Source organism: Pedobacter paludis (assembly GCF_003173575.1).
GTDB classification, from domain to species: Bacteria; Bacteroidota; Bacteroidia; order Sphingobacteriales; family Sphingobacteriaceae; genus Pedobacter; species Pedobacter paludis.
The window spans coordinates 310,824-333,059 of sequence record NZ_QGNY01000006.1 but is presented as its reverse complement, the minus strand read 5'-3'; the positions used below and the strand labels follow the sequence as shown (position 1 = coordinate 333,059).

Here is a 22,236-nt window from a genome sequence, read left to right as displayed (position 1 = left end):
TTTCGGAATAAAAATTTTTAACCCTTATATGCTAATAATCAAATAGTTGAATACATGTAGATTTACAAATACAGGATTCAGCACAAATTGATTAAAACAAAAAAACTCCCGGTTTTAACCGGGAGTTTTTTTATTTACTTGAAGAATCTTCTTCTTGCTTTGGTTCTTCCTTTTTCTTTTCGCCCTTTTTATGAACGATGGAAATAAGCTCTGTGGTTTTATCGTAATCGATTTCTAAAACATCGCCTTCGGTTAACTCACCTTTAAGAATTTCTTCTGCAATCGGATCTTCCAGATATTTCTGAATCGCTCTTTTTAATGGACGGGCGCCAAAGTTGCTATCAAAACCTTTATCTGCAATATAATCTTTAGCGTTTTCGGTTAAAGCAATTTCATAACCCAAAGTATGAACGCGACCAAATAATGCTTTTAATTCTATATCGATAATTTTGAAGATTTCTTCTTTACCTAAGCTGTTAAATACAACCACATCATCAACTCGGTTTAAAAATTCTGGTGCAAAAGCACGTTTCAAAGCACTTTCAATTACGCCACGACTGTGAGAATCTGCTTGTGTAGTTTTTGCTGTTGTAGAGAAACCAACGCCTTGACCAAAATCTTTCAATTGGCGTGCACCAATGTTCGAAGTCATAATGATGATTGTATTTCTAAAATCAACTTTACGGCCTAAACTATCCGTTAACTGACCTTCATCTAAAACTTGTAGCAAGATGTTGAATACATCTGGGTGAGCTTTTTCAATCTCATCTAATAAGATTACAGCGTATGGTTTTCTTCTAACCTTTTCGGTTAACTGTCCACCTTCTTCGTAACCAACATATCCTGGAGGCGCTCCCACTAAACGCGATACCGCAAATTTCTCCATGTACTCACTCATGTCTATTTGAATTAGCGAATCATCACTATCAAACATAAAACGAGCCAATTCTTTTGCCAATTCTGTTTTTCCAACACCAGTAGGACCTAAGAAAATAAACGAACCAATTGGTTTTTTAGGATCTTTTAATCCGGCTCTTGTACGTTGAATGGCTTTTGTTAATTTCTTAATTGCATCATCCTGACCAATAATTTTCTCGGCAACTTTATCGTACATATTCAACAGCTTAGCGCTATCGGTTTGTCCAACACGTTGTACCGGAATACCAGTCATCATAGAAACCACTTCGGCAACATTATCTTCTGAAACTTCGTAACGTTTAGTTTTGGTTTCAGCTTCCCACTCTGCTTTGGCCTTATCCAATTCTTCAATTAAATTTTTCTCCGTATCACGAAGCTTGGCTGCTTCTTCATATTTCTGACTGCGAACAACTTTGTTTTTCTCTAACTTAATGTCTTCGATTTTTGCTTCGATATCAATAATGTTTTGAGGAACATGGATATTCGTTAAGTGAACCCTAGATCCAGCTTCATCTAAAGCATCAATGGCTTTATCAGGCAAGAAACGATCAGAGATATAGCGAGATGTTAAAGTAACACAAGCTAGAATTGCTTCCTCAGTATAAGTTACACCGTGGTGCTCTTCATATTTATCTTTAATACGGGTCAAAATTTCAACCGTTTCATCTGGTGTAGCGGGTTCAACCATTACTTTTTGGAAACGACGATCTAATGCACCATCTTTTTCAATGTACTGACGGTATTCATCTAAAGTTGTTGCACCGATACATTGTATTTCTCCCCTGGCCAATGCAGGTTTAAACATATTAGATGCATCTAATGAACCTGATGCACCACCAGCTCCAACGATTGTATGAATCTCATCAATAAATAAAATTACGTCTGTAGATTTTTCAAGCTCGTTCATTACGGCTTTCATACGCTCTTCAAACTGACCACGATATTTTGTACCCGCTACTAATGAGGCCAAATCCAAAGTAACTACACGTTTACCAAAAAGTACACGCGAAACTTTACGTTGAACGATGCGTAATGCCAAGCCTTCTGCGATGGCTGATTTACCAACACCTGGCTCTCCAATTAAAATTGGGTTGTTCTTTTTTCTACGTGATAAAATTTGAGAAACACGCTCAATTTCTTTCTCACGACCAACGATTGGATCTAAACGACCTTCTTCTGCTGCCTTAGTTAAATCGCGACCGAAGTTATCTAAAACCGGAGTTTTAGATTTTATGTCTGAAACCTTTTTAGGGGTGCTAAAGCTTTCTTCTTCACGATAATCATCATCGCCACCAGTTGATGCGCTATTGGAAATATCGTCTCTGAAACCATTTTTATTCACTTCTACCTCCTGCTTAAAAACATCGTAAGTAACGCCGTATTGCAATAAGATTTGCGAGGCGATATTATCATCATCTCTCAAAACAGATAACAATAAATGCTCTGTACCAATTAAATCGCTTTTAAATATTTTAGCTTCTAAGTAAGTAATCTTTAAAACTTTTTCTGCCTGCTTAGTTAACGGAATATTACCCAGGTTAACTGTAACACTCGAAGTACCGCGAACAGCATCTTCAATTGAGCGGCGCAATTTACTTGTATCAACTCCTAACGATCGTAAAATTTTTATAGCCATGCCATCGCCTTCGCGGATGAGGCCCAATAATAAATGTTCGGTTCCAATGTAATCATGCCCTAAACGGAGAGCTTCCTCCCTACTAAAAGAGATTACATCTTTAACCTGTGGTGAAAATTTTGCTTCCATAATACCTTTCTTAACAGCTACGTCCCTAAACTATAAAATAAATTATAAAAAGCGACTGTACCGTTTTGTTTATTTTATCAACAATTGCGCCATATAGGTGGATAAAAGGCAGTATTCATATCCACCAACCCAAAAAATACCAAAAGAATAACTTTAAGATTATGATATACTTTGATATATCTATCTACGTAATAACTGTTTTATAGGTTTTAAAAGGGAATTTATTAATAACAACCCTTTTAAATTCTCATTTTGTCGGTTTATTGTAAGGATTTATTCAATTCGAATAACTGACAATTTGTAGCTTTTTGTTAAGGCAATTTACAAGTTTTGACAGAAAAACAAAAAGAACGTGACATCATTTAACATATTTATCAAACTAAAATCAATACAATATTTTTATATGTACATAACCTATATAATAGGTATACGAATTGAACCGATTGAAAGTTGTTTTTGTTTTGAGAAATGCAAGGTTGTTACTGCCTTTAGTTTGATAAGAAGATTTAATTCATCTACATTTTTTAATGGAGTTGGTAAAATTCATCAAACCTTCATAATCGATATATACTTTTGTTTCGAGAGCGTTAATTTAGATGGGGTAAGATTGTAATGATCTTGCCCTTTTTTTTATTCACTAATTTGCTCTGAATTTTCGAAAAGATAATATTATAGTTTTTTAACCCAACTTATTTTCTAATTGCTTAACGGTATACTCTAAAAGCTCGATTTGTTTCTTTTGAACTTCTACGGTGTGTCTTAAACGAATGTTTTCTATTTGGAGTTCCTGAAGATTTTTCCCTGCTTCTTCCTGCAATTTCTTTAACTCGAAGCGGCGCATAAAACCTCCCTCGTTCATAAAACGCTCTACGCCTGGCTGTTTGCCAATCATTGCCGGAAGCGGATATCCTTTTACTTCACCAATTAAAAAGATTAAATCCAATTGAACAAGTAATCCTAAATACTCGGAGGCTAAAATATTATTGCCCCGAAAGATTTTGCTCACCATATCTGTCTTTATATACTTCTCCGTTCCGAATTCCCTAAGTATATTATCTAGGAGCTCGCACTTTGAAGAAGTAAGCGTTAAAGAAAGTTTATCCATGAGCAGTTATAGGGCAAATCTAATATCCAAAATCAAATTTTGTGCGATAATAATCCTTTTTTTTAAACAAAGTTATGATATTCTTGAAACATCTATCAAATCTCTAGGCAAGATATAAAACTTATAATCTAAGTGAAAATCATTTGATTATAAAATTGAGAATCACCTCCTTCAATTTTCTCCTGTATCACAACTTTTAAATAATGCAAATCAATACATGTGTTAGATAAGTTCTCCAACATCAATACCATAAACCTGTTCAAAAAGTTTTTTAAAGTATGCTCTAGAATTGTAGCCTGCAATGTTAGAAATCTCTGTAATTGTTTTATACTTCCCTGTGGCAATCGCTTCCCAGGCCATTTGCAACCTAATGATTCTAATTAAGTTATTAGGTGTTACATGCATTATTCTATTCACTTGCCTAAACAACTGGCGCTCGCTAATGGCCAGCTCACTACTTATAAAATTTAGATTTAAATCGTGCCGGCTGATGTTTTTTCTTACAGTGGTTTCAAAAATATTAAGCCAGGCTTGGTCAGATTCTGAAGGCTGATTGGTTAGCGGAGTAGTTTGCTTACTAATATCTTCAATTTTTATCGGTTGGTTTACTTCAGTTCCTATCTTTAGGTTTTGAATTTGATCAGAATTGAGACGCATTAAAATAGCCGAAATCCGTTCATATTCCTCGAATTGTTTTCGGTAGGTTATATCTTTCGCAATAGCAAATACCAACCGATCGCGTTCTATCGGAATTGATGTCCATGAAAGCCATACAGCAGTACCGTCTTTTGCCAGATACCTATTTTCAAAACGCAAAAGTGCTTCTCCTTTTCTAAGCCCATCTCTCCTTTGTGCCGTACGTTCTTTATCAGCAGGATGTACAAATGAATTTATTGGTGCCGACATTAATTCTTCGTTGCTATAACCTAAGGTTGCTGAAACTGCAGGATTGATTTTTTTAAAATAACCATCGTAGCCCGCTATACAAAGCAAATCTGGTGACAGGTCAAAAAAATACTCCAAATCAAATGTGGAAGGTTCTACTGTTTTCTGCATGGATATTTATGAATAAATAGAGAGTGCAGGGGTAAAATACAAAGTTACCGGCAAAAATCTGCACAACTTTTTTTTCATTTTTAATACAAACCTCCTAGGGGTGGTTATATTTTGTCAGTTGAGCGCACAAATCGGGCAGTTTTGTAAAAATCTAATAGTTGATTTTTGGCTGTAATCAATCAGAATTTAACGCACCCAACTCATAATTTATTAAAAAGATGTATAGTATGAGTATTAATGATGAAGATCAACTTGCAATTTCTTTATTCCTATCTTATTTGGGCCAATACCATACAATCTCAGAAAGCCTTGCCTCTGAATATCGAAAACATTGTACCATCTCAAAAATAAAAAAGAATAAATTTATACTTTCTCCAATCGATAATAATAAGTTCTTATATTATATTGTGAGTGGAACAGCCCGTGGATTTATTAGAGATAGAGGAAAGGACATCACAACTTGGTTCGCTTTCAAAAATCAAATCATTGGTACAATTCGCCATCCCGAAGGAAAAGAAATTTATGAGCAGGAATATCTTCATGCACTCGAAAACTGTGTCTTGGTCTGTATTCCGCATGCATTTATAGAAAGAATTTGTGATCATTATCCTGAAGTAAATATAATTGGCCGTAAAGTTATGGAGCTTCAGTATTTTGAGGCATCAAAAAGATCTATCCTGGCAAGAATTACAAAAGCGTCTGATCGGTATAAGCAATTATTGCAGGACAATGAAATCAACCTGGCCCAAATTCCATTACGCTATATTTCCAGTTATTTATCCATAAGAGTGGAGACACTTAGTAGAATTAGAAAAAAAGAAATCTATTCCTCCTTAAAGCTTATTGATAACGTAGCTTAAGCAATGCAGATGTAATCATTTAAAATTGGGATTTGTATTGTGACATCAAATTTCTGATTGCATTACTTCAATTTCTTCTCCTACAGAGTAAATTTCTGCATACTTCATAAATCACTTTGTATTCGCCTCGTTGTTCTTATCTTTGTTTCAATCAACAATCGGAACAATCCAACATCTAATTAGATGCAGTGGTTAGAATTTTTCTGCCAGGTTTTGTACCCTTTTTAAACAATTACCTTTATAATACATTAAAGCAACATTTTATATGTCAGACGAAAAAATAATTTTTTCAATGGCGGGCGTAAATAAAATTTACCCTCCACAAAAACAGGTTTTAAAAAATATTTACCTTTCTTTTTTCTACGGTGCAAAAATCGGCGTTATCGGTTTAAATGGTTCTGGTAAGTCATCCTTGTTAAAAATTATTGCTGGTTTAGATAAATCATATCAAGGAGAAGTTGTTTTCTCTCCGGGTTATTCAGTTGGGTATCTTGCTCAGGAACCCATTCTTGATCCTGAAAAAACGGTTCGTGAAGTGGTAGAAGAAGGCGTTGCCGAAGTAACCGCGATTTTAAAGGAGTATGAAGAAGTAAATGAAGCTTTTGGTTTAGAGGAAAACTACTCTGACCCTGATGCCATGGACAAATTAATGGCAAGACAGGGCGAACTACAAGACAAAATTGATGCTTTAGGTGCTTGGGAAATCGATTCTAAATTAGAAAGAGCGATGGATGCTTTGCGTTGCCCTGATCCCGAAACTAAAATAGCCGTACTTTCGGGCGGTGAGCGCCGTCGTGTAGCCATGTGCCGCTTGTTATTGCAACATCCTGATGTACTCTTATTGGATGAGCCAACCAACCACTTGGATGCCGAAAGTATCGACTGGCTAGAGCAATTCTTGAAAAATTACGAGGGTACAGTTATCGCAGTTACCCACGATAGATATTTCCTGGATAACGTAGCCGGATGGATTTTAGAATTAGACCGTGGCGAAGGGATTCCGTGGAAAGGAAATTACAGCAGTTGGTTAGATCAAAAAGCCAAACGCTTATCACAAGAAGAAAAAACAGAAAGCAAGCGCCAAAAAACTTTGGAACGTGAGCTTGAATGGGTAAGAATGGCTCCGAAAGCCCGCCATGCAAAATCTAAGGCCCGTTTAGCCAATTATGATAAGCTTGCTTCTGAAGACGGAAAGGAAAGAGAAGATAAATTAGAACTTTTCATTCCGGCAGGACCACGTTTGGGTAATGTGGTTATCGAAGCCACAAATGTGACCAAATCATATGGTGACAAGGTGTTATTTGATAATTTGAATTTTTCGTTGCCTCCGGCCGGGATTGTTGGAATTATTGGCCCCAATGGTGCAGGTAAAACAACTTTGTTCAGGTTAATTACCGGACAGGAAGAAGCTGATGCCGGAACTTTCCGAGTGGGCGAAACGGTAGAATTGGGTTATGTAGATCAGATGCATAACGATTTAGATTCTGACAAAACCGTTTACGAGAACATTACAGATGGTTTAGATAATATCCAATTGGGTACAAAAGCAGTAAACGGACGTGCCTACGTTTCTAAGTTCAACTTTAATGGTGGCGATCAACAGAAAAAAGTGGGCATTCTTTCTGGTGGAGAACGCAATCGTGTTCACTTGGCAATTACTTTAAAAAAAGGCGCCAACGTGCTTTTACTCGATGAGCCAACGAACGATATCGATGTAAATACCTTACGTGCACTGGAAGAAGCACTTGAAAACTTTGGTGGCTGTGCGGTAGTGATTAGCCATGATAGATGGTTCTTAGATCGGATTTGTACGCATATTTTAGCTTTTGAAGGCAACTCTGAAGTTTATTTCTTCGAAGGAAATTATTCTGACTATGAAGAAAATCGCAAAAAACGTTTAGGTGATGTTACACCAAAACGAATTAGATATAAAAAACTCGATTAACAAAAAAAACTCCCGATGAAAATCGGGAGTTTTTTTTGTTAAAGACAATATCGCTAGATTAGTATCTGTTTTTGAAAGCCTGTTTAATGGCAACTTCTGTTACCACTTCCATTAGCTTATAACCAGCTAAGTTTGGATGAACACCATCAACCGTTAATTCTGCCTTTTGGCCATTTCGCTCGTCTACCAGAGGAGTAAAATAATCAACAACCGTAAAATGTTCCTTTTCTGCATAGGCTACAATGGCTTTGTTCAAAGAAATTATCTTTTCTGAGGCATCTTTGATATTCTTATTCCAGGCATATTCGTAAACGGGAACATATTTGCACAGAATAACTTTAATGTGATGCTTTTTGGCCAGCTCGGCCATTGAGGCAATACAGTCTAAAATACTTTTATTGGTAACATGACCGGTGTTGCCTGCAATATCGTTGCTCCCAGCTAAAATAATTACAGCTTTAGGCTTAAGATCAATAACATCCTGTCTAAATCTAATCAGCAATTGAGGGGAGATCTGTCCAGAAATCCCGCGGTCTATATAAGGCCGACCAGCAAAAAAACCAGGATCTTTTTGCTTCCAGAATTCAAAAATAGAACTTCCCAAAAACACAACCCGCTTCTCTCCTTTCTTTGGCAAACCTAACTCTTCATTTTCTTTTTTATACTTAGAAAGCGCCGCCCAGTCATCGGCAAAATTTTCCTTTACTGGTACCTGCGGTGTATGCTTTAAAGAATCAGGAACAACTTGTGCATAGAGATTCGTTGTTGCAATCAGAATCAACGAAAAGATTATTTTGAATTTCATAGGGTGTTAAATATAAACCAGGTACACTAAAAAGCTACTAATTTAAAAGATTTTGTGCTTAATGAATCCCTCTATTAAATTGATTATAATTTGAAGGCGCAAATCTATTGGTTTTCTTGCCAAATTGATTTAAAGTATAGTTCAAAGTGGCCTGTACATATCTGCTAATAAATCTGGTTCTATTTTCATTAATGGAGTTGTTTGTAATCGAAGACCTAAAAAGCGATCCTTTATTAAGCAGATCATTTGCCTGAATGGATAAATTTAATCTGTTGTTTTTTAAAAAAGAGGTGGTAAACCCTGTATTAATCAACAATGGGTTACCAGAATTTAAATTATAGCCAAAATTTAAACTTTTAGAAACTGATGCATTTAACCTAAAACGTTCGGTAGGAATCCAGGATCCGCCTCCATCTAAAGATAAAATCTGAATGTTCTTGATATTCTGGTTTAACACAGAATAGGTGTTAGAGCTAAAGCTATGTGATGTATTGAAATCAAATGCATACTTTTTCTGATTTAACTCTATTCTAAAGGCGTTTGAAACATTTATCCCACTACTTTTATTTAACACATTGTCCGTATAAAAAACATTATGGCTATAGGCCAAATTACCATTAAAAGAAATGGATAGCTTATTGGTCAGCAATCTTTTATCTATAGAATAATTGGTTCCGATACTATAAATCCCGTTTACGTTTTCATACGTAGTTTGTTGTTTTAAGCTGTTTAAGGTATCTCGTAAAAAAACCGTATTACTCACGGCACTGTTAAAAGAGAAATTCCCGCTCAGCCCCAACATTATGCTTAAACCAGATTTTAAGCCAAATTGATTAAAGCTTAAATTTGCAGAATGATTAGAGCTTGCCTTTAAATTCGGATTGCCAATAATAATATTCTGCACATCGTTGCTATTTCTTACCGGTTGTAGTTTGTTAAAATCTGGCGAACTTGTATATCCGTTATAGCTAAAATTTAGATTCCTATTGTCTTTTATCTGGTAACTGAGATTGGCTGAAGGTGAAAAATTCAGCTGATAATTTCTTAAGCTTTCTCCGGTAATTCGATATTCTCCTATAATAATGGAAGGTGAAAAGTTAACGCCAAAACTATAGCTAATCTTTTTCTTGTTGGCATTAAATCCTAAACTAAGGGTTTGATTGATAAAGTTAGAGACATAGTTTTGTCCTAAAGAATCGACAATAAAATTATTCCCCATCTGATCATCAACTCTTGTAGTCTGCAAATTTTTACTTCTGCTTACAGAAAAAGAATAACTTAAACTGATAAAGCTATATCCGCTACTGTCATTTAATTTCTTTAACGAATTTGCGAATTGAATATTCCCCCCAATGTTGGCATTTGAAGTGTTGTTTGCAACAAGCCTATTTAACAAAGAGTCTTTCACCAAAATGCTTGTGCTTGAATTGTAATATCTAATAATATCATCAATGGTACTATTAGAATTGGTTCCATTGGTACTAAAATTTAAACCTACGGATAATGACCTTCTATTATTTGCCAACTTCCTAGACCAGTTTATATTGCCATTTAAATTAGGATTGTTGCTTTTAATGCTGGAATTGGAAAACAAGTCTTGTTGGATAAATCCAGTCTTATTGGATGTAGAAATAGAACTGTTTCTGTTACTGGATAAAGATCCGGAAAGTGACGCGTTTACAAAATTCTTTTTGGTAGCACCGTTTAAGCCGAAGTTAATTCGATTATTAAATGATTGAGCATTGTTTGAGCTTTCCCTCAAATCGTAAATGGTTCCCTGTGGATTAAAGGTTTCGATATAGTTGCTGTTAACAGAACGGTTAGCATTATTTGATAAGCCATAATTTCCGCTAATACTGAGCGCTTTATTCAATTTCTCACGAATACTTCCGTTAAAGCCGTTATTATCCGATTTTGTAAAAGCATTATCGGTTATTCCATAGTTTCCACCAAATCCAATTTGTTTGGTTTTTGCCCAGGTATTTCCATTTGCATTGAGTGTATGTGCATTACTAGTTGCTGATGTTGCATCTGCATTTCCAAATACACCGTTATCCATTCCGGGTTTGGTTACCAGATTAAGCATTTTCTGTGGTTCGCCAATTTTTATCCCTGTAAAATTTGCTTCATCACCATAATCTTCAATTACTTGGAGTTTGGCAATAATGTCTGCCGGCAACTGCCGAATGTAATCTTCTACATTGCTGGTGAAAAAGTCCTCGCCATTAACCCTTAGCTTGGTCATTTTTTTGCCCATAGCTTTAACGGCACCCTTTTCATCCACTTCAATTCCTTGCAGTTGCTTAAGTAAATCTTCTACCTTATCATTCTCTCTAATGGTATATGCACCCGCATTGTATTCGATGGTATCTTTTTTAATCTTGATCGGATCTACCTTTACATTCACATCAACATCATCCAAAAGAATGGTTTCGTTTTTGAGAATTATGGGCTCGAGCGTGGCATTTTTATTTTTCGATTCTACTTCGTAAACAGAAGCAAATGGCTTATAGCCTAAAGCAGTAACAGCTACATAAAATTTATTGCTGTTAACTTTTGGGAACGAGAAACTTCCTCTAGAATCGCTATTGGATCGAAGGGTATCCTTATGGGTAATCAACCGAACACTCACGCCCTCTATAGGTTTTCTCAGACTATCGGTTACCATACCGCTAACCTTGTACTGAATTTGAGAAAAGGTATTTAAGGAAAAAATGGTCAGTACTAAAAGTAATAAAGTAAATTTTTTATTACTTTTTCTCATCCCTCGGACCTCTTTTATAAATGACTAAGCCATTTAGAAAATTACGAAGAATTTGATCTCCGCAAGGTTTAAAATTTTCGTGATCATCATTTCTGAAAATATCACCTAATTCCGCCTTGGTTACTTTAAACCCAACCAAATCGCAAATGGTTATAATATCTTCTGTTTTTAATGATAAAGCTACCCTAAGCTTTTTTAATATATCGTTATTGCTCATATTTAATTATCAACTATTAAAATTTGGAAAAAGATTGAATCTGTAATTCATTAATCAATTGCCCAAATTATTGCCCATTTTTCAATCAACAAATGACCAATGAACCAATGAACCAATGACCAATTAACCGATTAACCAATGACCAATTAACCAATGAACCAGCGAACCAATGACCAGCGAACCAATGACCAATTTACCAATTAACCAGTTAACCAATGACCAATTAACCGATTAACCAACCTAACTCGCTATTTCTAACTTCAATTTCTTGCCTTTTATTTTCTCGCCCTGCAAAATTTTAAGTAATTTTTCTACTTTATTTCTTTTTACGGCTATATAGCTGGTTGTATCCTTAACTTCAATTAATCCTAAATCTTCCTTTTGTAAACCGCCTTTTTGCAAAAATAAGCCAACAATATCAATTTTATTAATTTTGTCTTTCTTGCCATGTGCAAGATATAAAGTTTGCCAATCACTTTGTTCTGGCAATTTATATTGATCAGACAAAAACTCTTCCTCTATATGTTCAGGCAAATATTTATAATGTTCTTCTTCAGTTAAAACGGCATAAGCAGTACCTTTAGCGTGCATGCGTGCAGTTCTACCGTTTCTATGAATGTAAGCGTCTTCTGTGTAAGGCAGTTGATAGTGCACAATGTGTTCAACTTCCGGAATATCCAAACCACGGGCAGCTAAATCTGTCGTGATCAAAATTTTATGGCTTCCGTTTCTAAACTTCAACAAGGATTTCTCCCGATCGATCTGTTCCATACCGCCATGAAAAACATCATGTCCTAAACCGTGTTCAAAAAGTAAATCGCTAATCCTATCTACGGTTTCTCTATGGTTACAAAAAACTAAAGTGTTTTTGCCTCCAATTTTACTTAATAGTTTAAATAAAACTTCAAGTTTATCGGCAGCTGGTGCAATAACTTTCTTTAACTTTAAGTCTGGTTTAGCCTGAATATTTTTCGAGAAATCTACCTCAGCTGGTTTATTAAGCTTTACAAAAGCTGGAATCTCTTCCATTTTAGTGGCCGAAGTTAAAATTCTTTGCTTTAAAGACAACAACGAACCAATGATATAAGACATATCTGCTTCGAATCCAAACTCTAGAGACTTATCAAATTCATCCAATATTAACGTTTCTATAAAAGATTCATCAAAATTACGATGTTCCAAGTGATAGGCAATTCTGCCAGGGGTACCAATCAAAACTGCTGGCGGATGTGCCAGGTTATTTTTCTCTATTCGAACCGCATGGCCACCATAACAGCAGTTTACTTTAAAGGGCGTACCCATCTGTTTAAAAACCTGCTCAATTTGTAGCGCCAGTTCTCTTGATGGAACTAAGATGAGAGATTGAACGCCTTTAACTTCAGCCTTTAAATTATTTATTAAGGGCAATAAAAAGGCAAGGGTTTTTCCAGAACCCGTAGGGGCAATAAGCAGCACATCGTTACCGGTTTTAGCCGATTTTATTGATGCATATTGCATTTCGTTAAGTGCAGAAATATTTAATCTCTTGAGCGCATTCTCTATCATTTGCTACAAAGATAAGCATTTCTGCACTTAGCTATTTCAGGCGAAATAATTAGTATTTGAAATATTTGTTCCTTAATTTTTTAAGAGTTTTAAAATTTAGTCTCTTTTCCAGCATAAGCAACATGTTTCCCCTTTTTGATAAAGATGAAGCAAGCTTTTCATTTACGGCATCAACAGAAGTTAAAAACCTGTCTGCCAGTTCATCTGCAAATTTGTTTGCTCTGCTTTGTTGTAATAACTCCAATTCCTGAATTAATTCGATTCTCATAACGTGATCAATTTAGCTGAATACTCCTAATAGAACGACTGCCCTAAATAATTGTTTCAATAAAGATGAAATCTATTCCGTAAAGATTGATTAACTTGTTGATAACTAAGTTTTTGTTAGCAAATAAACAACTTGCACTTAACACGGATTTAATTTTTAGCGCTTATTTTTATAAAAACCTGATTACCATTTGTTAACCTCAAAAAACAACATCGTGTATGACCTGGAAAAAATTTAGTGGTGAGATCATCCAATCATCAATCTTAGAAGAAGTAGAACAAGCAATTATTAGAGAAACAGAAAACGGCTACAAACTAAAAGTCTGCATCGGAACCGACTCGCAAGTTAAAGGCGCCATAACTGACTTTGCGACCGTAATCGTTTTATTAAGAGAACACCACGGAGGTTTTATGTACATCCATCAAGAAAAAAGCGCCCAACAGGTTAGCATTAAGGAAAGAATGCTGATGGAAGTTCAAAAATCCATCGAGACTGCTTATTCCATCTGCGATTTGCTGGACATCTACGACGTGGCATTAGAAGTACATGCAGATATTAACACAAGTCCATCATTTAAATCTAATAAAGCCCTTAACGATGCAATGGGCTACATTTTAAGTATGGGTTTTATTTTCAAAGCTAAACCAGAAGCTTTTGCGAGTTCTACCTGCGCAGATAAAATGGTGCATTAGTTTTAAATGAAATTATTTAGGAGTATCTTTAATTCATAAAATCCCTGTTATGAAAAAGATATTCCTATCACTATTTATTTTGGCTTGCGCTGCTGCAGCATTTGCTCAAGCTGATAAAGATTCTTATGTTAAAGTTGGTGATGCCGTTCCGGCTTTCGGTTTCGAAATTGAGAAAGGAAAAACGGTAAGCATATCTGATTATAAGGGCAAACTAATCTTAATAAATCTCTTTGCAACCTGGTGTCCGCCATGTAATATTGAACTTCCATTGGCACAAAAAGAGATTTGGGAAAAATTTAAAGACAATAAAAAATTCGCATTCTTTGTATTTGGGCGTGAAGAAGGTTGGGACAAATTAATTCCTTACAAGGCCAAAAAGGGTTTTACCTTTCCAATCCTACCAGATGCTGACCGCTCTATTTTCAGCAAGTTTGCTAAACAGTCTATTCCGCGAAATATTTTGATTGATGAAAATGGAAAAATTATTTATCAATCTATGGGTTACGAAGAAAAAGAATTTAAGGAACTGGTTAAAATAATTCAGGAAAAATTAAATACATCTTCAACAAAATAGCCAATTTGCTGTTAATCACTAAACAGAAATATTGAAAACCTACAGAATAGAGTTTACGCAGAAAATACCGGTTGATTTAGATACCGCTTGGGATTTTTTTTCATCACCGCTTAACCTATCAGAAATTACGCCCAAAGACATGACATTTGATGTAACTTCTCCGAATATGGAAGGCATTAAGATGTACCCAGGCATGATCATTACCTACAAAGTCTCTCCCCTATTTGGGATAAAATTAAATTGGGTAACCGAAATTACGCACGTTAAGGACAAAGAGTATTTTATAGATGAGCAAAGATTCGGTCCGTTTGCTTTTTGGCACCACAACCATCATTTCGAAACCATAGATGGAGGTGTTTTGATGCACGATATTTTACACTACAGCATTGGTTATGGGCCAATTGGATTGATTGCCAATAGCATAATGGTAAGCAAAAAAATAAATGAAATTTTTGATTTCAGATACAAAAAAGTTGAAGCGCTTTTCGGCAAACTTCCTTAAAAGGTAGATTTATCTTATAATTCTTCACCACCATAGAAACTTAAGAACAGCTAAGAAAAAATCGGGATATTATAAGTGACTAAGGTGATCTGAGGTGTCTCAGGTGGTTATTTAAATTTATTTACATAAATTCCTCACCTCCTTAGAAATCTAATAACTGCTAAGAAAAAATCGGATATAAATGACTAAGGTGATCTGAGGTGTCTTAGGTGGTTATTCTAAATTTATTTACATAAACTCTTCACCTCCTTAGAAACCTAAGAACAGCTAAGAAAAAATCGGGATATATAAAATGACTAAGGTGATCTGAGGTGTCTTAGTTGGTTATTCTAAATTTATTACATGAACTCTTCACCTCCTTAGAAACCTAAGAACTGCCAAGGAAAAATCGGGATATTATAAGTAACTAAGGTGATCTGAGGTGTCTTAGGTGGTTATTCTAAATTTATTACATGAATTCTTCACCTCCTTAGAAACCTAAGAACTGCCAAGGAAAAATCGGGATATTATAAGTGACTAAGGTGATCTGAGGTGTCTTAGGTGGTTATTCTAAATTTATTTACATGAACTCTTCACCTCCTTGGAAACCTAAGAACAGCTAAGAAAAAATCGGGATATTATAAATGACTAAGGTGATCTGAGGTGTCTTAGGTGGTTATTCTATATTTATTTACATGAACTCTTCACCTCCTTGGAAACCTAAGAACAGCCAAGGAAAAATCGGGATATTATAAATGACTAAGGTGATCTGAGGTGTAGTACCTATAAAAAATTATAATCCTACCATTTTTTAGTTGAAATGGTTTCCTGTTTCTTTTTTTTTTCCGAACGAGAGGTTGCTAAAACCTTCTTAAAATCTTCTCCAAATTTTGTCGCCTTTACAAATACACCTCCAAGAATATCTTTCCATTGGCCCGAGTTTAATTTGCCTGGCGTTTTTTCCAAAGGTGTTCCAATGTTTGTGGTAGCCACAAAATTGCCATAACGATCACGTTGATAAGGGATATACTCAAAGTCGGTGAGCCAGAATCTATACTTTCCGGATCTCATTTCTACCGTAAAATTATATTTAACTTCTCCGCTTGGATGTCCAGCAACCAAAAGCGTTTTATCAATTACCAGGGTTCCACTGGCCAGGATAGAAGAATCTGTTGAAGATTCTGCTTTCATTGATTTATTATAAAATTTATTTACAAAATATCCTGCCCTTTCCAATAAACTATCTTTACTTACGGCCTTAGCCTCAACAACTTCATAATAAATATATTTTCCGCGATCATCTAAAGGAAGCTGTTTTTGTTGTGCAGAAAGTTTGGCAAAACTGGCCAAAAGAATAACTAAGATTAAATATTTTTTCATCAATAAAAGGTTTCCCATAAAGCTTAAATGTATAAATTAATAGCAAGAAATCAATTTTTGTTTCAACAAAAAAGCCGTCAGTTTTAGAAAGCTGACGGCCTTAACGAAATCAATTATTTTTTAGAAAGCGTAAACCGCAGCTAAAGAGAACTGACTTGCATTTGGAGCAGATAATCCATTATTTTTCAAGAACGGTTTATCGCCATTATGGTCAAGTCTTACCTCTGGAATAAAAGTTAAACCACCAGATTTGATATTGGCCGTTAATGTTACAGCTGTATATTTTGTACCTTCTACTGCACCAACATCTTTTGTTTTAAAATACTCACCTCTTAAGCCTAAGATAACTGCACTTCCAACAGCATATTGAGGATACAATGCTACTCCAGAATAACCGCCACCATCGTTATCGATATCATAATTTGCAGCATTTAAGCCTAACTTAAATTTCTCGGTGATTTGGTATGAAGTTGTTAAATCTTCGATAGTACCGTAACCACCACCGCCAGCACCAGATAATACGTTTAGATAAGCCGTCCAGCCTTCTACCGGTGCAACCATTAACTGACCGCCAACGCTTGATACACCACGGGTTGCACTGTAAACATTCCAGTCGTTAAATAAACCAGCCATTAAACTCACTTTATCAGAGAATTTGTAGGTCGCTTTTATCCCTGCATTCTGGAATGGTCCGCTTGTAAATAAATAAGATGTAGAATAGTTAAAGTTTCCAACCGGAGAAATAACTTCATATCCGATAAATGTGCCCATATAACCTGCAGTCATTGCAAATTTGTCCGAGAAATCATAATTGATATACAAATTCTGGATATGGAAAGACGAATTTCCGTTTGCAGCATCTGGAATAGATTGCGTTTGACCTCTCGGACCAAAAGAAAGCTCACCAACAAAAGAAGCCTTACCGGTTTTTTTCTTCAGTGCCAAATCAATCATTCCTAATGAAACTGAATTATGATCAGAAGCAAATGAGGTTAAAATATTGTTTGGTTGTTTAGCAAAGTCATATTTAAAATAAGTATCAACCGACCCTGAAATTTCAAGTGGTGATGTTGGCGTCTCTTGCGCCAGGGCACACGTAGTGCTAGCTATAGCAAATATAGCGGTTAAAAGTTTCTTCATGTTTGAGCGGATTGGGGGTTTAGATATATAAATTTCTTAGATAGATTCTTGAACTGGACTATTCTTTTCGATGTAAACAGCTTTCTCTTCTACCAACAAAGTACCTTGAGAATATTTTTCATCATGTTGCGATGCATCAAGACCCAATTCCTCTTCTTCATCTGAAACGCGGATTGGTTGAATTAAGTTGATGAATTTGAAAATGATAAAAGATACGACGAAACTGAACACAACAACAATGGCCACACCTTTTAATTGAGTGAAGAAGAAATCTGGATTACCATACAATAAACCATCTACACCTGCAGAGTTTACAGTTTTGGTAGCAAAAACACCAGTTAAAATCATCCCAACAATACCACCAACACCATGGCAAGGAAACACATCTAAAGTATCATCAATGGTAGTTTTAGATTTTCCGTAAACCACTAAGTTGGAAATGATAGCTGCAAAAGCACCAATAAAAATACTTTGTGGAATGGCTACGTAACCTGCACCAGGAGTAATGGCAACTAAACCTACAACTGCTCCAATACAGAAACCCAATACTGAAGGTTTTTTACCGCGAAGTACATCGAAGAACATCCATGATAAACCTGCTGCACCAGCCGCAACGTTTGTAGTAGCGAAAGCAGAAACGGCTAAAGAACCAGCGCCAAGAGCAGAACCTGCGTTAAAACCAAACCAGCCAAACCATAATAAACCTGTACCAATTAATACATAAGGAATATTTGCTGGTGGAATTTCTTTATGATCTAAGTGTGCTTTTCTACGTTTTAACACCAATGCACCTGCTAAAGCAGCCATACCGGCAGAAATGTGTACCACTGTACCGCCGGCAAAGTCAAACACACCCATTTTCATTAATAAACCATCTGGACTCCAAGTCATGTGAGCCAATGGCGCATAAACAAGTAAACCAAAAAGAACCGTAAATAAAATGTACGATGTAAAACGGATACGTTCTGCAACAGCACCAACTACCAATCCCGGAGTGATGATCGCGAACATTAATTGAAACAATGCGAACAAGGTTAATGGAATGGTTGGCGCCAGGCTCCAAGGTTCTCCAGAATTTACACCTTTAAAGAAAAAGAATGTAGAAGGATCACCAATAAAGCCACCGATATCTTTACCAAAAGCTAAACTAAAACCAACTACTACCCATAATACAGATACAACACCTGCTGCAACAACACTTTTAATCATTGTAGATAACACATTTTTTCTGTGCACCATACCACCATAAAAGAATGCCAAGCCTGGAGTCATTAAAAATACCAACGCGGTTGCAACAATTACCCAAGCTACATCCGCAGCATTATACTTACCTACATCATAATTCGGTAAAGCGGGAACAAATATCGCAGCAATCGCCACAATAGTTAGCACCAAGAACGGCGCAACCTGTTTTAAGGAAAATTTACTCATAGTTTTTAGTTTTATTTGTTTGTATTGATTAAATAATTGATTTCAGTCCATTTAATTTTTATAAAAATACAACATATTGTAATTTTTACACTATATATTAGAAATATTCTAACAAAATGATTGAATTTTTGTAAAACCAAGCAAAAAAATAATAAAAAAATACAATTAACAAAAAAAACGAGCCAGAATTACGCTTGTTTTTGACAAAACGAAAATGTCATTTTACAATAGAATTATAATATTTTATCAATAATTTCTAAAAAATTACCATAAAAAACATCTTTAAAAACAAAAAACCCATGAAATTTCATGGGTTTTCAAAAAAATTTGAATAAAAACTAGTTTTCTATGAAAAATACTGAGAACCTTGAACAACGCCTCTTTTTTCAATTTCTTTATCAATATAAGTCTGAATTGATGATTTATTAAGCCCCCAATTCGGTGCAATTAATAAATCCCAGTCAGAAATTCCAAATAAGCGCTGAATAACAATGTCGGGGCGCAATAAGGGTATCAATTCACAAAGCAAATCCGTATACTCTTCAAGCGTAAACAGTTTAAAAGGTTCTTTTTTATATTTAACGCCCATTATAGAGCCCTCAACAATATGCAGGTGATGGAATTTAACAAATTTGATTTGAGGAAAGCGATTAATTTCATGAATATAACCCAACATCATTTCTTTAGTTTCCCAGGGAAAGCCAAAAATAGTGTGTACGCATAAATCTAGCTTGCTGTTTTCCAAAAGCTTTACGGCTTCTACAAACTCTCCATGGCTACAGCCTCTATTAATCTGATTAAGCGTTTCATCATAAATGGATTCCATTCCCATTTCTAAATCCACATCAAAACGATCGGTATAACTTTCCAACAAAGCCACCTTCTCCGCATCGATACAGTCTGGGCGAGTACCGACAGAAAAACCCACAACATCTTCTGTGTTGATAGAAAGTGCTTCATCATACATCATTTTTAAATAATGTACCGGAGCATAAGTATTGGTATTTGGCTGAAAATAGACAATAAACTTATCGGCTTTATAAAAATTCTTACCGCGTTCCATTCCTTTTTCCAGCTGTTCGCGGATGGTGGGCATTTTTCGAGAAATTTCTGGCGTAAAAGAATCTACATTACAATACGTACAGCCACCATAACCTTTGCTTCCATCTCGGTTAGGGCAAGTAAAACCCCCATCAACTATGGTTTTAAAAACCCGTTGACCATTGTACTTTTCACGCAAATGCGTGCCGTAATTTTTATATCCCTTAATGCCTAAATCTACCTGTGTTCCCATTTGGTGCAAAAATACACATAATAGTATTAACATATAAGTATAGAAGCATCAAGATTACAAAAGCTAAATAATTACATGGAAAGCACTTGCTGTTTTTCATTTTATTGTTCGTCCCGTCATTTGCTCATACGCCTACAGGCCTTACACACATAGCCGGTATCCGCAATACCGGGTTTAGAAATAAAGTTTCTTGCACCTATTTAAGTAAATTAAACCCGAACGATACGGAAATACTTTTTGTTGCAGAAAAAACCTCGCAGGTTTTAAAAACCTGTGAGGTTTGAATTTGCACAACCATTAACAAAAAGATTGCAGCAAGTGCGGGGCTATCGAAACCGATAAGCGATGCTTTTGCTTTTCAAAAATCGATCTCCAATTGAGCAATTCTATCTTGTAAATCCTGATCTATGCATTTTTTCTATTAATGAAAAAATAAACCGGAACCCCAAGCAAAACGATTATTAGTCCAGGCCATGTGTATTGCTGTTTATAAATGAGCAGTAAAATACAGAATGCTGCGCCAATCAATAAATAGATAATTGGTGTAATTGGATACAACCATGTTTTGTATGGTCTTTCCAAATTAGGTTTTTTTAATCTTAAATATATCACTCCAAAAACAGTTATCATGTAAAACAAAACGATAACGAAGGAAATCATATCTAATAGATTACCATACTGGCCGCTTAAACATAAAACAGATGCCCAGATGCCCTGCATCCATAATGATTTTTCCGGAACTCCATTCTGATTGTTTTCGAGCGCTGCCTTAAAAAACATCCCATCTTTTGCCATGGTTTGAAAAACCCGCGCACCAGCCAATACGATTCCATTTACACAACCAAAAGTAGAAATCATGACAAGCACAGCCATTACAATGGTACCAATTCCACTCCCGAAAATCTGTTCGGATGCGCCAACCGCGACCCGATCATTTACGGCAAATGCAATGCTATCTCTGTTTAAGGTATTGAGGTAAATAAAGTTGACTAATAAATAAAGAATCATAACGGCCGAAGTACCCAAAACCATAGAACGCACTACATTCTTCTTTGGATTTTCGATTTCACCGGAAACAAAGGTTACGTTTTCCCAGGCTACACTGGAGAATACCGATCCGACCATTGCCGCCGCAATTCCGCCCATTATGGTCATTCCAGATATAGATTCCCAACCAGATTTCAAGAAATTCCCGCTTGCATCTGTTTTAAGGTTATTAAAAGCTTTCCATCCAAAGCTCATGTTTCCAGTCCAGAAGTTATTTTTCACCAAAAGAAAACCTAAAATAATTAAGCCAATTAAAGCTATAATTTTCGACCCTGTAAAGATGTTCTGCAGTATTTTACCGCTCTCAACACCTTTTGTATTGATATATGTTAAAAGCAGAATCACACCAATAGCCAAAATCTGAATCCAGGTAATTTTATACCCGCCACTTTGAAAAATAGGCGCAGCATCATTTAGAGTGGGTATTAAGTAGGCCGTAAATTTGCCAAATGCAACCGCAACAGCAGCAATAGTACCTGTTTGAATTACAGTAAAAAGTCCCCATCCATAAAGAAATCCCATCATTTTACCAAAAATCTCTTTCAGGTAGGTATACTGGCCTCCCGCTTTAGGAAACATAGAAGAAAGTTCGCCATAAGAAATGGCCGCAGCAACTGTCATCACCCCTGTTATGATCCAAACAACAATTAACCAATAGCCAGAACCTAAATTCCGCATGATATCGGCGCTCACAATAAAAATACCACTTCCGATCATGGAGCCCATTACCAGCATCGCAGCATCAAAAAGACCTAATTTCCGCTTGGGAGATTCATTTTCCTGTAGTTTTTCCATTTTATAGTTTTAGTTTGGCTTAGTTAGTTTGTGGCTAATTTATCTAAAAAAAATAAATCGAGCTCTGTTAGAATGTATTATTTTAATTGAACAAGAAATATGCGCTAGAATTTAGCCTAAACATAAGGGTATTGGTAACGCCTAAGTCTAACCG

General features: G+C 35.7%; 18 protein-coding genes. 5 read left to right on the top strand and 13 right to left on the bottom strand.

Annotated features, from left to right (window positions below):
* Positions 1–130 precede the first annotated feature (130 nt).
* The 3 genes from DF947_RS17510 to DF947_RS17500 all read right to left on the bottom strand — a co-directional run bounded on the left by DF947_RS17510 (position 131) and on the right by DF947_RS17500 (position 4,844).
* Complete coding sequence (locus DF947_RS17510) at positions 131–2,683, bottom strand: ATP-dependent Clp protease ATP-binding subunit (protein WP_109931339.1); 2,553 nt, start codon at positions 2,681–2,683, stop codon at positions 131–133.
* Between the two features lie 679 nt (positions 2,684–3,362).
* Positions 3,363–3,788, bottom strand: a complete 426-nt coding sequence (locus DF947_RS17505) for a hypothetical protein (RefSeq protein ID WP_109931338.1) — start codon at positions 3,786–3,788, stop codon at positions 3,363–3,365.
* A gap of 222 nt (positions 3,789–4,010) precedes the next feature.
* Complete coding sequence (locus DF947_RS17500; protein ID WP_109931337.1) at positions 4,011–4,844, bottom strand: PAS domain S-box protein; 834 nt, start codon at positions 4,842–4,844, stop codon at positions 4,011–4,013.
* A gap of 227 nt (positions 4,845–5,071) precedes the next feature.
* Between DF947_RS17500 and DF947_RS17495 the strand changes: the two genes are divergently transcribed.
* Both DF947_RS17495 and ettA read left to right on the top strand, forming a co-directional pair.
* Positions 5,072–5,704 (top strand): Crp/Fnr family transcriptional regulator, encoded by a 633-nt coding sequence (locus DF947_RS17495; RefSeq protein ID WP_109931336.1) that lies wholly within the window; start codon positions 5,072–5,074, stop codon positions 5,702–5,704.
* Between the two features lie 265 nt (positions 5,705–5,969).
* Positions 5,970–7,649: an energy-dependent translational throttle protein EttA gene (ettA, locus tag DF947_RS17490; protein WP_109931335.1), complete on the top strand. Its 1,680-nt coding sequence runs from the start codon at positions 5,970–5,972 to the stop codon at positions 7,647–7,649.
* 58 nt (positions 7,650–7,707) lie between these two features.
* Here ettA and DF947_RS17485 read toward each other — a convergent pair whose 3' ends face one another.
* The 5 genes from DF947_RS17485 to DF947_RS17465 form a co-directional block, all read right to left on the bottom strand.
* Positions 7,708–8,454 (bottom strand): GDSL-type esterase/lipase family protein, encoded by a 747-nt coding sequence (locus DF947_RS17485; RefSeq protein WP_109931334.1) that lies wholly within the window; start codon positions 8,452–8,454, stop codon positions 7,708–7,710.
* Positions 8,455–8,512: 58 nt separating this feature from the next.
* The gene (locus DF947_RS17480; RefSeq protein WP_109931333.1) at positions 8,513–11,218 is read right to left on the bottom strand and encodes a TonB-dependent receptor; all 2,706 of its coding nucleotides are present in this window, start codon (positions 11,216–11,218) and stop codon (positions 8,513–8,515) included.
* Complete coding sequence (locus DF947_RS17475) at positions 11,205–11,435, bottom strand: DUF1456 family protein (protein WP_109926057.1); 231 nt, start codon at positions 11,433–11,435, stop codon at positions 11,205–11,207. Before DF947_RS17475 ends, DF947_RS17480 begins: the two co-directional genes overlap by 14 nt.
* Before the next feature lie 240 nt (positions 11,436–11,675).
* Positions 11,676–12,980 (bottom strand): DEAD/DEAH box helicase, encoded by a 1,305-nt coding sequence (locus DF947_RS17470; RefSeq protein ID WP_109931332.1) that lies wholly within the window; start codon positions 12,978–12,980, stop codon positions 11,676–11,678.
* A gap of 49 nt (positions 12,981–13,029) precedes the next feature.
* Entirely contained in the window at positions 13,030–13,248 is a 219-nt protein-coding gene (locus DF947_RS17465; protein ID WP_109931331.1) for a hypothetical protein, read from the bottom strand.
* Positions 13,249–13,466: 218 nt separating this feature from the next.
* Between DF947_RS17465 and DF947_RS17460 the strand changes: the two genes are divergently transcribed.
* The 3 genes from DF947_RS17460 to DF947_RS17450 are packed head-to-tail and all read left to right on the top strand — an operon-like array spanning position 13,467 to position 15,016.
* Complete coding sequence (locus DF947_RS17460; protein ID WP_109931330.1) at positions 13,467–13,940, top strand: ribonuclease H-like YkuK family protein; 474 nt, start codon at positions 13,467–13,469, stop codon at positions 13,938–13,940.
* A 49-nt stretch (positions 13,941–13,989) separates the two neighbouring features.
* Complete coding sequence (locus tag DF947_RS17455; RefSeq protein ID WP_109931329.1) at positions 13,990–14,514, top strand: TlpA family protein disulfide reductase; 525 nt, start codon at positions 13,990–13,992, stop codon at positions 14,512–14,514.
* Between the two features lie 31 nt (positions 14,515–14,545).
* The gene (locus DF947_RS17450) at positions 14,546–15,016 is read left to right on the top strand and encodes an SRPBCC family protein (RefSeq protein ID WP_109931328.1); all 471 of its coding nucleotides are present in this window, start codon (positions 14,546–14,548) and stop codon (positions 15,014–15,016) included.
* Between the two features lie 780 nt (positions 15,017–15,796).
* On the opposite strand, the gene DF947_RS17445 is transcribed toward DF947_RS17450, so the two are convergent.
* From DF947_RS17445 to DF947_RS17425, 5 genes are all read right to left on the bottom strand, one after another.
* Positions 15,797–16,375 (bottom strand): DUF4468 domain-containing protein, encoded by a 579-nt coding sequence (locus DF947_RS17445; protein WP_109931369.1) that lies wholly within the window; start codon positions 16,373–16,375, stop codon positions 15,797–15,799.
* 120 nt (positions 16,376–16,495) lie between these two features.
* Positions 16,496–17,515: a porin gene (locus DF947_RS17440; protein ID WP_109931327.1), complete on the bottom strand. Its 1,020-nt coding sequence runs from the start codon at positions 17,513–17,515 to the stop codon at positions 16,496–16,498.
* Positions 17,516–17,551: 36 nt separating this feature from the next.
* Entirely contained in the window at positions 17,552–18,946 is a 1,395-nt protein-coding gene (locus DF947_RS17435) for an ammonium transporter (RefSeq protein ID WP_109931326.1), read from the bottom strand.
* A gap of 346 nt (positions 18,947–19,292) precedes the next feature.
* On the bottom strand, positions 19,293–20,240 hold the full coding sequence (locus tag DF947_RS17430; RefSeq protein ID WP_109931325.1) for a TIGR01212 family radical SAM protein: 948 nt from the start codon (positions 20,238–20,240) through the stop codon (positions 19,293–19,295).
* A gap of 405 nt (positions 20,241–20,645) precedes the next feature.
* On the bottom strand, positions 20,646–22,082 hold the full coding sequence (locus tag DF947_RS17425; RefSeq protein WP_109931324.1) for an APC family permease: 1,437 nt from the start codon (positions 22,080–22,082) through the stop codon (positions 20,646–20,648).
* Between the last annotated feature and the right edge of the window lie 154 nt (positions 22,083–22,236).

Bases quoted from the DNA above. Each gene is read 5' to 3' on its own strand.
- DF947_RS17510 (WP_109931339.1), bottom strand. From the start codon at position 2,683: ATGGAAGCAAAATTTTCACCACAGGTTAAAGATGTAATCTCTTTTAGT.
- DF947_RS17505 (WP_109931338.1), bottom strand. From the start codon at position 3,788: ATGGATAAACTTTCTTTAACGCTTACTTCTTCAAAGTGCGAGCTCCTA.
- DF947_RS17500 (WP_109931337.1), bottom strand. From the start codon at position 4,844: ATGCAGAAAACAGTAGAACCTTCCACATTTGATTTGGAGTATTTTTTT.
- DF947_RS17495 (WP_109931336.1), top strand. From the start codon at position 5,072: ATGAGTATTAATGATGAAGATCAACTTGCAATTTCTTTATTCCTATCT.
- ettA (WP_109931335.1), top strand. From the start codon at position 5,970: ATGTCAGACGAAAAAATAATTTTTTCAATGGCGGGCGTAAATAAAATT.
- DF947_RS17485 (WP_109931334.1), bottom strand. From the start codon at position 8,454: ATGAAATTCAAAATAATCTTTTCGTTGATTCTGATTGCAACAACGAAT.
- DF947_RS17480 (WP_109931333.1), bottom strand. From the start codon at position 11,218: ATGAGAAAAAGTAATAAAAAATTTACTTTATTACTTTTAGTACTGACC.
- DF947_RS17475 (WP_109926057.1), bottom strand. From the start codon at position 11,435: ATGAGCAATAACGATATATTAAAAAAGCTTAGGGTAGCTTTATCATTA.
- DF947_RS17470 (WP_109931332.1), bottom strand. From the start codon at position 12,980: ATGATAGAGAATGCGCTCAAGAGATTAAATATTTCTGCACTTAACGAA.
- DF947_RS17465 (WP_109931331.1), bottom strand. From the start codon at position 13,248: ATGAGAATCGAATTAATTCAGGAATTGGAGTTATTACAACAAAGCAGA.
- DF947_RS17460 (WP_109931330.1), top strand. From the start codon at position 13,467: ATGACCTGGAAAAAATTTAGTGGTGAGATCATCCAATCATCAATCTTA.
- DF947_RS17455 (WP_109931329.1), top strand. From the start codon at position 13,990: ATGAAAAAGATATTCCTATCACTATTTATTTTGGCTTGCGCTGCTGCA.
- DF947_RS17445 (WP_109931369.1), bottom strand. From the start codon at position 16,375: ATGAAAAAATATTTAATCTTAGTTATTCTTTTGGCCAGTTTTGCCAAA.
- DF947_RS17440 (WP_109931327.1), bottom strand. From the start codon at position 17,515: ATGAAGAAACTTTTAACCGCTATATTTGCTATAGCTAGCACTACGTGT.
- DF947_RS17435 (WP_109931326.1), bottom strand. From the start codon at position 18,946: ATGAGTAAATTTTCCTTAAAACAGGTTGCGCCGTTCTTGGTGCTAACT.
- DF947_RS17430 (WP_109931325.1), bottom strand. From the start codon at position 20,240: ATGGGAACACAGGTAGATTTAGGCATTAAGGGATATAAAAATTACGGC.
- DF947_RS17425 (WP_109931324.1), bottom strand. From the start codon at position 22,082: ATGGAAAAACTACAGGAAAATGAATCTCCCAAGCGGAAATTAGGTCTT.